Source organism: Curtobacterium sp. MCBD17_003, assembly GCF_003234885.2.
In the GTDB taxonomy this organism is placed as follows: Bacteria; Actinomycetota; Actinomycetes; order Actinomycetales; family Microbacteriaceae; genus Curtobacterium.
Window position 1 is genome coordinate 1,988,182 of the sequence record NZ_CP126275.1, and the last position, 12,194, is coordinate 2,000,375.

General features: G+C 73.0%; 14 protein-coding genes. 9 read left to right on the forward strand and 5 right to left on the reverse strand.

What is annotated here, in order from left to right; genetic code table 11:
* Positions 1–99: 99 nt before the first annotated feature.
* The 3 genes from DEI88_RS09420 (at position 100) to DEI88_RS09430 (ending at position 3,353) form a co-directional block, all read left to right on the forward strand.
* Positions 100–1,260 carry a sensor histidine kinase gene (locus DEI88_RS09420; RefSeq protein WP_111009235.1) on the forward strand — a complete coding sequence of 387 codons (1,161 nt, stop codon included), beginning with the start codon at positions 100–102 and terminating at the stop codon, positions 1,258–1,260.
* Positions 1,257–2,573 (forward strand): hypothetical protein, encoded by a 1,317-nt coding sequence (locus DEI88_RS09425; RefSeq protein ID WP_111009236.1) that lies wholly within the window; start codon positions 1,257–1,259, stop codon positions 2,571–2,573. The genes DEI88_RS09420 and DEI88_RS09425 overlap by 4 nt, the downstream gene beginning before the upstream one ends.
* 108 nt (positions 2,574–2,681) lie before the next feature.
* Positions 2,682–3,353: a response regulator gene (locus DEI88_RS09430; RefSeq protein WP_111009237.1), complete on the forward strand. Its 672-nt coding sequence runs from the start codon at positions 2,682–2,684 to the stop codon at positions 3,351–3,353.
* A gap of 47 nt (positions 3,354–3,400) precedes the next feature.
* Here the strand turns inward: DEI88_RS09430 and DEI88_RS09435 are convergent, their stop codons facing one another.
* From DEI88_RS09435 to DEI88_RS09450, 4 genes are all read right to left on the reverse strand, one after another.
* Entirely contained in the window at positions 3,401–4,669 is a 1,269-nt protein-coding gene (locus DEI88_RS09435; protein WP_111071484.1) for an MFS transporter, read from the reverse strand.
* 259 nt (positions 4,670–4,928) lie between these two features.
* Positions 4,929–5,132: a hypothetical protein gene (locus DEI88_RS09440; RefSeq protein ID WP_111009239.1), complete on the reverse strand. Its 204-nt coding sequence runs from the start codon at positions 5,130–5,132 to the stop codon at positions 4,929–4,931.
* Positions 5,133–5,392: 260 nt separating this feature from the next.
* Positions 5,393–5,701, reverse strand: coding sequence for a thiamine-binding protein (locus DEI88_RS09445; RefSeq protein ID WP_111071483.1), 309 nt, complete (start codon positions 5,699–5,701; stop codon positions 5,393–5,395).
* Positions 5,698–6,990 carry a glycosyltransferase 87 family protein gene (locus DEI88_RS09450; protein ID WP_181441176.1) on the reverse strand — a complete coding sequence of 431 codons (1,293 nt, stop codon included), beginning with the start codon at positions 6,988–6,990 and terminating at the stop codon, positions 5,698–5,700. Before DEI88_RS09450 ends, DEI88_RS09445 begins: the two co-directional genes overlap by 4 nt.
* A gap of 124 nt (positions 6,991–7,114) precedes the next feature.
* Here DEI88_RS09450 and DEI88_RS09455 point away from each other — a divergent pair, with 124 nt between their 5' ends.
* The 3 genes from DEI88_RS09455 (at position 7,115) to DEI88_RS09465 (ending at position 8,764) form a co-directional block, all read left to right on the forward strand.
* Positions 7,115–7,804, forward strand: a complete 690-nt coding sequence (locus tag DEI88_RS09455; protein ID WP_146246024.1) for a YceI family protein — start codon at positions 7,115–7,117, stop codon at positions 7,802–7,804.
* Between the two features lie 49 nt (positions 7,805–7,853).
* The gene (locus tag DEI88_RS09460; protein ID WP_111009243.1) at positions 7,854–8,042 is read left to right on the forward strand and encodes a hypothetical protein; all 189 of its coding nucleotides are present in this window, start codon (positions 7,854–7,856) and stop codon (positions 8,040–8,042) included.
* Positions 8,043–8,128: 86 nt separating this feature from the next.
* Positions 8,129–8,764 (forward strand): TetR/AcrR family transcriptional regulator, encoded by a 636-nt coding sequence (locus DEI88_RS09465; protein WP_111071481.1) that lies wholly within the window; start codon positions 8,129–8,131, stop codon positions 8,762–8,764.
* Between the two features lie 13 nt (positions 8,765–8,777).
* Here the strand turns inward: DEI88_RS09465 and DEI88_RS09470 are convergent, their stop codons facing one another.
* A complete protein-coding gene (locus tag DEI88_RS09470; protein ID WP_111071480.1) occupies positions 8,778–9,608 on the reverse strand; it encodes an ADP-dependent NAD(P)H-hydrate dehydratase in 831 nt (276 codons plus the stop codon).
* 165 nt (positions 9,609–9,773) lie between these two features.
* Here DEI88_RS09470 and DEI88_RS09475 point away from each other — a divergent pair, with 165 nt between their 5' ends.
* The 3 genes from DEI88_RS09475 to DEI88_RS09485 all read left to right on the forward strand — a co-directional run bounded on the left by DEI88_RS09475 (position 9,774) and on the right by DEI88_RS09485 (position 12,139).
* Positions 9,774–10,853, forward strand: a complete 1,080-nt coding sequence (locus DEI88_RS09475) for an NADH:flavin oxidoreductase/NADH oxidase (RefSeq protein WP_111071479.1) — start codon at positions 9,774–9,776, stop codon at positions 10,851–10,853.
* A 49-nt stretch (positions 10,854–10,902) separates the two neighbouring features.
* Entirely contained in the window at positions 10,903–11,601 is a 699-nt protein-coding gene (locus DEI88_RS09480; protein WP_111013744.1) for a helix-turn-helix transcriptional regulator, read from the forward strand.
* A gap of 130 nt (positions 11,602–11,731) precedes the next feature.
* The gene (locus tag DEI88_RS09485) at positions 11,732–12,139 is read left to right on the forward strand and encodes a VOC family protein (RefSeq protein WP_111013743.1); all 408 of its coding nucleotides are present in this window, start codon (positions 11,732–11,734) and stop codon (positions 12,137–12,139) included.
* The last annotated feature ends 55 nt before the right edge of the window (positions 12,140–12,194 follow it).

Here is a 12,194-nt window from a genome sequence, read left to right on the forward strand (position 1 = left end):
CGGACCGTGCCGGATCCCCTCGAACGGGTGCCGTCTGTGCGAGCATGGTCGAACGCGAAGGAACCACCTCGCGGATCCGTTTCCCCCTGCAGGACATCGATGGACCTCATCGCGCAAGAACGTGACCGGTTGCTCCGGACGACGACGCGCGTTGTCGGCATCGTCTGCGCACTCGTCAGCGTCGTGGCGGTCCTGTGCGCGGGCAGCATCCCGACCGCGCCGCTCGTCGTCGGGCTCCTCGGCGTCGCGGTGCTCGTCGGCGCGCTCTGGGGTGTCGGTGCGAACGGTGCCTGGTACTGGACCGTCCTGGCGGTCGTGGGCGGCGTCGGTGCCCTCGTCGCGCTCACCCAGTCGGTCGGCGACGCCGGCGACCGCGACGTCGTCGCCGCGGGCCTGGTCCCCCTCGCCGCGGGTGGCCTGTCGTCGCTCGTCATGTCGCAACGCGGCCGTCCGGCGCTGCTCGTGCTCGTGCTCCTGTCCGGCGTCGCCGCGGTCGGCATCGTCGTCTGGACGTGTCGCTCGCCGTTCGCGAGCCCCGTCGGCGGCGTGCTGCTCGGCTGGGTGCTCACCTGCGTCATCGCCTACTGGGTGTCGCTGAGCATCCCGCGGGTCGCTCGCAGGATCTTCAGCATCGGCAACGCACACCGCGCCGAGCGGCAGGCGAGCGAGACCGAGGCACAGCGTCGCCAGGGGGCCCGCCTCCTGCACGACACCGTCCTCGCGACCCTGACGCTCCTCGCCCACTCCGGGGTCGGCGTCTCGGAGCAGGCCATGCGCGAGCAGGCAGCGGAGGACGCCCGACTGCTCCGCCACCTCCGCCTCGGCGCGACCCCGCAGCCCCAGGAGTCGAACGGCTACACGCTGACCCAGACCGAGGAGTCACCCCTCGGGCAGACCCTCGAGTCCGTCAAGCAGCGGTTCGGCCGCATGGGACTCGAGGTGAGCTGGCACGGCACCGGCCAGGTCCTCCTGCCCACGCACGTGCTCGACGCATTCCTGCTCGCGCTCGCCGAGTGCCTGGAGAACGTGCGCCGTCACGCGGGTGTCGCCGAGGCGCACGTCACGATCGTCCACGACACGAGCATGGTCCGCGCCATGGTGACCGACTCCGGCGTCGGGTTCGAGATCGACTCCATCAACGAGGAGCGCCTCGGGTTCAAGGAGAGCGTCGTGAACCGCCTCCGCGAGGTCGGCGGCGACGCCCGCCTGTTCTCGGCGCCCGGCTCGGGCACGACGGTCGTCCTGGAGGCCCCGCGATGACCTTCCCCGAGGACACCATCGGCCGCGAGACCATCGGCAGCCGGGAGGAACCCCCACGCACACGGCGCGAGGCCCGCGAGCGCGCGAAGGGCAACGACCGGCGCCAGGCGCGTGGTCTGCCGTCGACCTCGACCGGGGCGCGCTCGTTGCAGCAGGCGGCGCAGCCCGGGGCGTCGCTCGGCACCGGTCACCTCGGCCTCGGTGCGGCCGTGCTCACCGCCCTGCAGGCCGTGTCGGGCATCGTGCTGTTCCTCGTGCACTGGCCCGACTACAGCGACCCGTACGCCGCCGCGGCCGCGTGGCTGCTCTACATCGTCGCCGCGATCGGGGTGACCGCGACGGTGCTGACGTACGGCGAGCGCCTCACCGGGCTCGCGTTCACGCTCATCTGCCTCGTGCTCGCCTGCGTCGTCGCCCTCGACTTCATCGCGGTCTGGCCGGAGCACGACATCGCCCACACCGCGACCGCGTCGATCGCCGCCGGGTTCGCGCTCCTGCCGATGACCACGCTGCGTCCCGCCCGCGAGGTCGTCGTGGCGATCGTCGCGCTCGGTGTGGCGTTCGTCGTCATGACGTTGGTCTCGACGCCGATCGACCGGACGACCCTACCCGGGCAGGTCTCGATGCTCGCGCTCGTCCTCGTCCCGCCGTCGGTCGCGCTCTTCATCGTGCATCGGTTCCGACAGCTCGTGCAGCGCGAACTCGACCGCGTGCTCGTCCAGAGCACCGTGACGGCGCCGCAGTTCGCCGTCGGGATGCTCGCGTCCGAGGAACTCGCGCGCCTCGACCTCGCCGCCGAGAAGCTCCTGGACAGCGTCGCGAACGGCACCGATCCCCTGCCGCTCTCCCCCGCCAGTGCGTCCGTGGCCGCGCAGCTCGCCACCGAGCTCCGGCTGCACCTCATCGAGGGGCGCCGGGAGACCTGGCTGTACCACGCGATCACGGAATCCGACCACCTCGGGCGCGCCGTGAGCGTGACCGATCCGGGCTCGCTCGCCGGCCACCTGACCCCCGCGCAGCGCGACGGTCTCCTGCAGGCGATCTGGCTCATGGTCGGCGACGGACGCGCCGCGACGACCGGCAGCGCGACGGTGTCGGTGACCCTCGGTCCGATGGGCGCCGCCGGTCATCCCGTGTCGGACGAGACGATGGACGTGCCCGTCGTCATCGAGTCACGCGGCGTCCCACGACGTCGGCTCGGCCCGGCGGCGTGGAGCGCGCTCCAACGCGTGGGGCCGTACACGGACACCGTCCGCGACGGCGTCCTGCACGTCGTCGTGCACTGCGTGGTCAACCGACACCCGTCGATGTGACCGCCGTAGCCGGATCCCGGGCACCAGCCGCGACACGCTGACCGCCTGTTCCTCCACCGCCGATCGATCCACCTAGGATCCCGGTACCGCCAAGAAAGGACGCCGCTCGTGGCAGCTCCCGAGGACCCCATCCGACTCGCACTCGTCGACGACCACCGCATGCTGCTCGGAGCGCTCACGGAGTGGATCCGTGGAGCCGCCGACGACATCACGCTCGTCGCGGCGGTCACCACGTGGCCCGAACTCCTGACCAATCCGGCGTTCCCCGTCGACGTCGTGCTCCTCGACCTCGACCTCAAGGACTCCATCCCCATCTCCCTCAAGATCTCCACGCTGAAGACCGCGGGTGTCACGACCGTCGTCATGAGCACCTACTCGGAGCCGAACGTCGTGCGCGAGGCCCTCGGCTCCGGCGCGATGGGCTACCTCGTCAAGAGCGAGGGCGCCGAGATGATCGTCGAGGCGATCCGCTCCGCGCACCGCGGCGAGCCGTACATCTCCGCCGAGCTCGACCTGGCGCTCAACGCCGGGGACGTCGGCGGCGTGCCGAAGCTGAGTGCCCAGGAGCGCCGCGTCATGGCGCTGTACGGCGGTGGCGAGCCGGTCAAGAGCGTCGCCTACCAGCTGGGGATCTCGGAGGAGACCGCGAAGAGCTACCTCAAGCGCATCCGCGAGAAGTACCGGGTCGCGGGCTTCGACGTCGGCACGAAGGTCGCCCTGCGGAAGCGTGCGATCACCGACGGCATCATCATCCAGACGGACGCTCCGCACGGGCTCTGAGGATCCGCGACGGCCGAGACCCCGAGGGGTCTCGGCCGTTTCGCACGTCAGACGGTCGGCACCGGCGACGTGATCGGGCCGGTGCGCGGGTGCTGGTCCCGCGCCAGGGCCGTGCGACGGTTCGTCCGCCGCTCCATCGAGAAGCTGATGGTGATGATGCCGAGGCCGAGCAGTGCCAGGACGATGCCGATCCAGCCCGGGGCGGCGTAGCCCCAGCCGGCGGCGATCGCGCTGCCCCCGAGGAGCGCGCCGAGGCTGTTCCCGATGTTGAACGCCGAGTGGTTGAGCGCCGCGGCGATGCCCTTCGACTCCCCCGCGACGTCCATGAGCCGCGACTGGACACTCGGCGAGATCATGGACGAGGTGGCACCGAGGGCGAACATCCCGACGAACAGCCCGACGACGGTCGCGGCGGTGAGCGTCACGAGCAGGAGCGCGGCGATGAGCGCGGCGAACCCGACGTACGTGGCCCGGCGCAGGTCGACGTCGGCGAAGTGACCACCCGCGATGTTGCCGACCGTCATGCCGACGCCGACGGTGACGAGCACGAACGGAACGAACGACACGGGCAGGTGCGTGACGTGCTGCACCAGCGGTGAGATGTACGAGTACACGGCGAAGAAGCCGCCGAAGCCGATGGCACCGCACGCCATCATGATCCACACCTGCGGGACCCGGAACGCGCGGAGCTCCCGCCGGAACGACGCGCCCGGCTCGGCCGGGTGGAACGGTACGAGCGTGGCGACCGCGACGAAGGTGAGCGCGAACAGCGCCGCGACGATGAGGTACGCGGCGCGCCATCCGGCGTGCTGACCGATGAACGTGACGAGCGGGACGCCGACGACGTTCGCGATGGTGAGTCCGCCGAGCACCATCGACACGCCCTTGCCGCGGCTGCCCGGGCCCATGATCTCCGCGGCGACGAGCGAAGCGATGCCGAAGTACGCCCCGTGCGGCAGGCCGGCCACGAACCGCGCCGCGAGGACGAGGCCGAACGACGGGAGCACCGCACTGGCGAGCGTGGCGAGCGTGAAGCCCACGAGCAGGCCGAGCAGGAGCTGCTTACGGGGGAACCGCGCCGCCGCCGCCGCGATCGTCGGAGCGCCGACGACGACGCCGAGCGCGTAGGCGCTGACCAGCCAGCCCGCGTGGGCGATACCGGCCTCGGGGTCGACCACGTACTGGTGGTGCAGCAGGGAGGACGCGAGGTTCGGCAGGAGGCCCATCGCGACGAACTCGGTCGTGCCGATGGCGAACCCACCGAGGGCGAGCGCGAGGAGCGCCGCGGTCTTGCGCGCGGGCGTGAGCGTGGTCATGGCGTGTCTTCCGGCGGGGGTCGGACGGGATCGCACCGCGGAGCTGGTGTCAGGGCCCCGCTGCTCCCTCGCCGCGCCGACGGGGCCGTCACGACCGGCGGAGCCGGGGCGCTCGGCGGCGAGCAAGCCCGTTCGCAACGGGCTCCGTCCATGCTAGGTCGGCATCAGTGGCCTCGGAAGCACAGCTCGGCGTGTCCGGTCGAATCGGTTCGACCTGCTCGACGTCCGGCCCACGCCTCGGTTCGAGCCGTGCATGCGCTCAGGCCGCGCGAGCCGCGACCTCGTTGTCGTCGCTGCGGTCACGGGCGGACGTCCTCGGCTCGGGAAGCGCGTCACGCCAGGTCCAGCCGACACCGCACTCGGTGCAGGTCGCCCACGCCTGCTCGCCGTGCTCCGGCCCGTCGCCGGTGTCCACCAGCACGGTCTGCAGATCGCAGTCGGGGCACCATCCCTCGAAGATCATCCGAGCCTCCTGTCCGTGACCACGTCGTGGCCCGTCGCGCTTCGTCCTGTCGACCGGGTCGGGCAGGTCCCTGGTGTGGGGATCACGTCCGCCCCGATGATCCAAGGACACACCCGACCACCGACATCGCCGGAACCACCGCGGCGTGTCGGCCGATCGCACGCAGCGCTCCCAGGTCTGCGCATGCGCCGCTCGCGGCGAGCACCGGAGCCGGCCGAAGTCGCGGCCCGGTCAGCGCTCAGCCGCGGCGCCAGCAGTGCTCAGTCGCGGCCCAGAGCGCGCTCGAGGCGGGCGAGCTTGCCGTCGATCTCGCCCGAGTGCCCCGGCCGGATGTCGGCCTTGAGCACGAGGGACACGCGCGTGCCGAAGGGGGCGACGGCCTCGGTCGCGGCCTTGACCACGGCCATGACCTCGTCCCACTCGCCCTCGAGCTCGGTGAACATCGACGAGGTGCGGTTCGGGAGCCCGGACGCCCGCACGACGCGGACGGCGGCGGCGACGGCGTCGTGCACCGAGCCGTCTTCGGCGGCGGGACCGCCGGACGGGGCGACGGAGAACGCGACGATCATGCGTCCATCGTGCCACCGACCCGTCGACCGTCCTCCCGGTCGCCGGCGGTGACGGGACGTCGCATGCGGACGAGCGCGACGACCGCCCACACGAGGATCGCCAGCTCGAGCGCGTTCCGCACGGACAGGACCGCGAGGGTCACCGGGTCGAGCGCCAGCAGCCGGTCGTACGGGGCGGGGTACACCAGCTGCGTGGTGAACGCGGTGACGAGGGCGAGCCCCGCCGGCGCCAGGAAGCGCAGGGCGCTCGCCCGACCCGCCAGGAGGCCCCACACCACCGGCACCGCGAACCACCCGATGTACTGCGGGGACCCGACCTTGTTCGTGACGAGCAGCGCGCCGACGAGCGCGGTCGCGAGGACCGGAGCGACCTCGGCTCGTCGTGCGCCGCCGGTCACGGCCCACAGGGCGAGGAGCACCACGGCCACGACGACGAGTGCCATGAACGGTGTCGAGAGGGCGGCGGCGGCGGCCGTCCCGGATCCACGCACCTGGAACGTCAGGATCGTCTGGTCGTAGTACACGACGGTGCCGGGCACCCCGGCGTGCGCGCGCCACAGGAACGCGGTCGCCAGCGGCGCCTCGATCTGGAGGCCGCGCCCGGTCTGCTGCCCGACGAACGACAGCAGGTGGGCGCCCCCGCCGAGCACGAGGTCGACCAGCACCACGACGAGGGTCGTCGCCCCGGCCGCCATGAGCACCGGCCGACGACCGCGCCGCAGGAGCACGAGCGTCCCGACGAGCACGGCCGGCCAGACCTTGATCCAGGCGGCGAGGGTGAACAGGGACGACGCGACGGCCGGACGCGCGGCGAGGACGACCACGCCGGCGAGGGCGAGACACGTCGCTACGGTGTCGATCCGACCGAGGGCGATCGGTCCGAGCGCCACGAGGAACACCGTCCACCACCACGCGACGCGCACCCCGAGGACGCGGTGCCGCCAGAGCAGCACGAACACCCCGAGGTCGAGCACGGTCATGAGCACGAGCCAGCCGGTGCCGATGGTCGCGACACCCCCCGCCGCGGCGAGCACCATCGGCACGAGGGCGACCACCGGGTAGACCCAGTCGCGGTCGATGCCGACCCAGGTGCCGGATGCGGCGCCCTCGGCGACCCAGTTCCGGTAGGTGTACGTGACGTCGCCGAGCGGCAGGTTCGGGAGCACGCGGTCGAGGTACCAGAGCAGTGCGTGCACGCCGAGGAACGCGACCACGAGCGCGATGTCCGCCGAGCGGGCGACGAGGGCGCGACGCGCGTGCGACGCGACGGCGTCAGGCGGGGCGGTCACCACCGGACGAGCGTAGCGGTGGCCGGTGCGGGTGCCCGCGGCGACGGGCGGCGTTCCTGCGGTCCGTGGCAGGTCTCCAGGGGCCTCCCAGGGGTGACGCAGCGCGCCGTGCCACGGTTCGGCCATGCGCAAGCGGACGATCTGGATCGGCATCGGCGTCGTCGTGGTGGTGTTCGCGGTGATCGCCGCGGTCGTCGGCCCCGTGGTGTACCGGAACCACGTGGATGCCCAGGCCGAGGCGACCCCGAGCGTCGCCGCGAGCCGGGCACCGTCGACCCTCCACACCGCTGAGATGGACGGCACCTGGCGCGTGGCGAGTGGCTCGACCGCGGGGTACCGCGTGCACGAGGTCCTCAACGGGCAGCCGGTCACGGTCACGGGTCGGACGGGGCAGGTGTCCGGCACCGCCACGGTGGCGGGCAGCGCGATCACGGCCGCGACGATCCGGGTCGACGTGGCGAGCATCCACACGGACTCCAGCCAGCGCGACGCGTACTTCCGGGACTCGGCGATGGACGCCGATGCCTTCCCGACCGCCACGTTCACCACGACGGCGTCGATCCCCGGTGCGGTGCCGTCCTCGTCGAGCAGGACGACGACCAGCCGGGTCACCGGGGAACTCACCCTGCACGGCGTGACGCGGACGGTCACGGCGACCATCCAGTCGGGACTCGACGGCGACGGTGCGGACGTGTCCGGCACGATCCCGATCCGGTTCGCCGAATACGGCGTGACCGCCCCGAGTCTCGGGTTCGTCAGGGTCGAGGACACCGGGTCGGTCGAGTTCGAGGTGCACGCGACCCCGGCCTCCTGACCCTCCCTGCCGCACGTCCGCGCACGTGCCCCCGCGTACGGTCCTCGGCATGGGCACCCCGAGCAGCGGAACGATCGACATCCCGGGCCTCGGCCCCGTGGACTGGCGCGGCGAGGACGAGGTGGACGACCGCGGTGGACCGACGAGGCGGGTCGTGCACGAGGCGAAGCGCGCGGACGGCACCAACCTCACCCCTCCCGAGCTGAGCCAGGTCAAGCGGCAACTCGACGCGCGATAGCCCCGCGCGGGCAGCCTCCGACCCCGCTGCCGTGTCCCCAGGACTGGCGGTCGCGCCGGAGACCCGATCTGCGGTCGGATGGTCGAGTGACCGACACCGCGCTGGACGGGGCTCTGACCGTCGACGACCGCCGCACCCCGATCCTGGAGGCGGCCATCGCGATGTTCCGCGATGTCGCGTTCCACGAGGCGTCGCCCGAGCTGCTCGCGGAGCGCGCGGGGACGACGGTCGCGGAGCTCGAGGAGACGATCGGGCCCTGGGACACCCTCGTGCTCGCCACCATCGAGCACTGGAACGCACAGCGGATGGCGCCGATCCTCCCGCTCGCCGAGCGCTACGGCGCCGTGCGGTTCCTCCGCGGCATCGTCGAGGCGAACGTCGAGGACCCGGCGCTCATGCGTCTGCTCACGGCCATGCTCAACATCGCCGCGACGCCCGGGCACCCGCTCGCGCCGCGCCTCCAGGACCGGTGGCTGACGTTCCAGCTCATGGTGCAGCGGCAGCTGTCCCGCGACATCGAGGCCGGACGGGAGCCGGACACCATGGTGCCGGCGTACGGCTCCGAGCAGCTCATCGCGCTCTACGAGGGCCTGCAGCTGCAGTCGATGGTGCGACCGGGCATGGACCTGGTCGAGGCGTTCGACCGCGCGATCACGCGCATGCGCGAGGGGTGGTCCCGTGCCTACATCCCGCCCGTGTGGGAGATCGACCTGCCGCTGTAGCGCTCCGCCACGCTCAGACGGTCCGTCCGGTCGCGAGGTCCGCGACGACACGCGAGACGTGTTCCGCGAGTGACGTCATCGTGAACGGGCCACCGTCCGAGGCACGGACGGCGGCGCTGCCGTGCAGCACGGCCGCCGCCGCGGCCAGATGCGCCAGGTCCGTCGGTGTCAGTGGGCCCCGCGCGGCCCGCGTCGCCACGAGCGCGCCGAGCACGCCGCCGAGCGCGTCCCCGGCGCCCGCCGCCGCGAGCCACGGGGTGGCGCTGTCCGCGGTGAACGACGGCCCGCCGTCGGGTGTGGCGACGTGCGTGATCCGGCCCTTGAGCAGGACGGTCGAGCCGGTCCGGTCGGCGGCGCGACGCGCGGATCCACGCGGATCTGCCTGCACCGCGGCCCGGTCGATGCCGAGGAGCTTCGCCAGCTCGCCCGCGTGGGGCGTCAGGACGGCGGCCGGTCCGAGGTCGACCGCGCCGAGCGCCCCGGCGTCCACGACGACCGGCACGCCGTCGTCCGACGCGTGCGCGAGCCCCTCACGGGTCTCGGCGTCGAGGGCGTCGGCGTTCGTCCCGGAGCCGACGAGCCACGCCTGGACGCGTCCCACACCGGACACGACCTCGGGGCGTCGCGCGAGCACGAAGTCCGTCGCCCGCTCCGGACCGACGTACCGCACCATGCCGACGCCCGTGTGGACGGCCGCGTCGACACCGATCACGGCAGCGCCCGGGTACGCACTCGACCCCGTCGCGATGCCGAGCACGCCGCGACCGTACTTGTCGGTGTCCGGCTCGGGCGGGGTGATCCAGTCGGCGGCGTCCTCGATGCGGAAGGGGCGGAATGCGTTCACGTCCCCCACGTTACGGTTGAGCGGAGGAGTCCGTTCCGCTCGGGGCCACGGAGGACGCCGGGCCGACGGCGGCACGACGCCGTCCCCGTCCCGCGGGCGCTCCTCCACACCCTCGCTGCACCGTCCGGCGCGGCGGGCACCGCCCCGACACGAGGAGACCACCGCGTGACGCACGCCCTGTTCGAACCCATCACCCTCCGCGGACTCGAGGTCCGCAACCGCATCTGGGTCTCCCCGATGTGCCAGTACTCGGTGGAACGACAGGACGGCGTCCCGACGCCGTGGCACCTGGTGCACCTCGGGTCGTTCGCGCGTGGGGGCGCGGGCGCCGTGCTCGCCGAGGCCACGGCCGTCGTGCCGGAGGGACGGATCACCCCGCACGACCTCGGGATCTGGAACGACGAGCAGCGCGACGCGTTCCGTCCGATCGTCGACTTCATCCACAGCCAGGGTGCAGCCGCCGGCATCCAGCTCGCGCACGCCGGCCGGAAGGCGTCGACCCACCGCACCTGGGCCGAACAGCACGGCACCGTCCCCGCCGACGAGGGCGGATGGACGACCGTCGCGCCGAGTGCGATCGCGTTCGACGGCTACGCCGAGCCGGCCGCGCTCGACACCGACGGCATCCACGAGGTCGTCCGGGCATTCGCCGCCGCCGCTCGCCGTGCCGTCGACGCGGGCTTCGACCTGCTCGAGGTGCACGCCGCGCACGGGTACCTGCTCCACCAGTTCCTCTCGCCGCTCAGCAACACCCGGACCGACGCCTACGGAGGCTCCCTCGAGAACCGGGCACGCGCGCTCGTCGAGGTGGTCGACGCCGTCCGGGCCGAGGTCGGCGCCGACGTGCCGATCGTCGTGCGGTTCTCGGCCACCGACTGGGTGGACGGCGGATGGACGCTCGAGGACACCGAGCAGGTGACACGCTGGGTCGCCGAGCACGGAGCCGACATGGTGGACGTCTCGACGGGTGGCAACGTCCCGCAGGCCACCATTCCCGTCGGTCCCGGCTACCAGGTGCCGTTCGCGGCGGCGATCCGAGCGGCGACCGGCGTGCCCACGGCAGCGGTCGGGATGATCGACGAGCCGCACCAGGCCGAGCAGGTCCTCGTCACCGGGCAGGCGGACGTCGTCATGATCGGTCGGGCACTCCTGCGCGACCCGAACTTCGCCCTCCGGGCCGCGGCGGCGCTCCGCGTCGAGCTGCCGTACGCGCCCCGGCAGTACCACCGCGCGCCGATCGTCTAGTCCGGCCGAGTGGGCCCGCTCCGGGCCCGCTCCGGACTATCGTGAGCCCGTGAACCGGACCGACCGCCTGTACGCGATCGTCGAGGAACTGCGTGCCGTCGCACCGCGCCCGCGGAGCGCTGCGTGGCTCGCCGACCGGTTCTCCGTCAGCCGACGCACGATCGAACGCGATGTCAGCGCGCTGCAACAGTCGGGTGCCGCGGTGTGGGCCGAGCCCGGTCGGACGGGTGGCTACTGCATCGACCGCGCGCGGACGCTCCCGCCCGTCAACTTCGGTCCGGACGAGGCGGTCGCGGTCGCGGTCGCCCTGCAGGCCCTCGCCGGCAGCCCGTTCCGCGACGCAGGAGCCGTGGCACTGCGCAAGGTCCTCGCGGCCATGCGGTCCGACGACGCGGACGCCGCGCGGGACCTGGCCGACCGCGTGCACTTCCTCGGCGCGGTCCCGCTCGACGCCGCCGCCCCGCCCGCGCTCGGGCACGCGGTCTCGGCGCGGCGCGTCCTCCGGCTCCGCTACACGGACCGTGCGGGGCGCGCGACACTCCGGGACGTCGAGCCCGTGGGGTGGATCGGCGCCGCCGGCGGGTGGTACCTCCTCGGGTGGTGCCGCCTCCGCGACGACCTCCGCGCGTTCCGCGTCGACCGGATCGACGGCCTCACGGTGACGGCCGAGACCGCGCCGCGCCGGACCGTGCGCCCCGAGGAGATCGCGGTGCCGGACGGGGACCTCCGAACGCTGACACTCGTCTGACGCGGATCGGACATCGGCACCGGAAACACCGACACAGGGCTGTCGCTCGCGCCCGCGATCCTGGTCGTCGCCGCACTCCGCGGCCGTCACCGCGCCGCACCAGCGGCGCCACCGAACCGGGAGCCCCACCGTGAACCTCGTCTCCGTCCGCCTCATCACCGACGACGTCGACCGCCTCGTCGCCTTCCACGAGCGTGTGACCGGTGTCACCGCCGTCCGCCCCGCACCGGACTTCGCCGAACTCCGGACCGCCGGCGGGACCCTCGCGATCGGCAGCACCCGCACGATGGCCGCCGTGCTCGGCGACCGGTCGGACCCGAGCACGGGCCGGACGCCGATCGTCGAGTTCCTCGTCGCCGACGTCGACGCGCTCGCGGCCGAGCTCGACGACGGCACGGTCGAGGTGGTCGCACCGCCGACGACGATGCCGTGGGGCAACCGGTCGCTGCTCCTCCGGGATCCCGACGGCACGCTCGTGAACTGCTTCACGCCGGTCAGCCCCGTCGCGATCGCGAAGTTCGAGGGCGTCCCGCGCTGAGTTCCCGCGTGCCGGCACGAGCCGACCGCGCGCGCCGCCCTCCGGGAGGCGCGAC

Excerpts from the sequence above, each read along its gene's own strand:
- DEI88_RS09455 (WP_146246024.1), top strand. The coding sequence starts at position 7,115 with ATGCGCAAGCGGACGATCTGGATCGGCATCGGCGTCGTCGTGGTGGTG.
- DEI88_RS09435 (WP_111071484.1), bottom strand. The coding sequence starts at position 4,669 with ATGACCACGCTCACGCCCGCGCGCAAGACCGCGGCGCTCCTCGCGCTC.
- DEI88_RS09425 (WP_111009236.1), top strand. The coding sequence starts at position 1,257 with ATGACCTTCCCCGAGGACACCATCGGCCGCGAGACCATCGGCAGCCGG.
- DEI88_RS09460 (WP_111009243.1), top strand. The coding sequence starts at position 7,854 with ATGGGCACCCCGAGCAGCGGAACGATCGACATCCCGGGCCTCGGCCCC.
- DEI88_RS09440 (WP_111009239.1), bottom strand. The coding sequence starts at position 5,132 with ATGATCTTCGAGGGATGGTGCCCCGACTGCGATCTGCAGACCGTGCTG.
- DEI88_RS09420 (WP_111009235.1), top strand. The coding sequence starts at position 100 with ATGGACCTCATCGCGCAAGAACGTGACCGGTTGCTCCGGACGACGACG.
- DEI88_RS09445 (WP_111071483.1), bottom strand. The coding sequence starts at position 5,701 with ATGATCGTCGCGTTCTCCGTCGCCCCGTCCGGCGGTCCCGCCGCCGAA.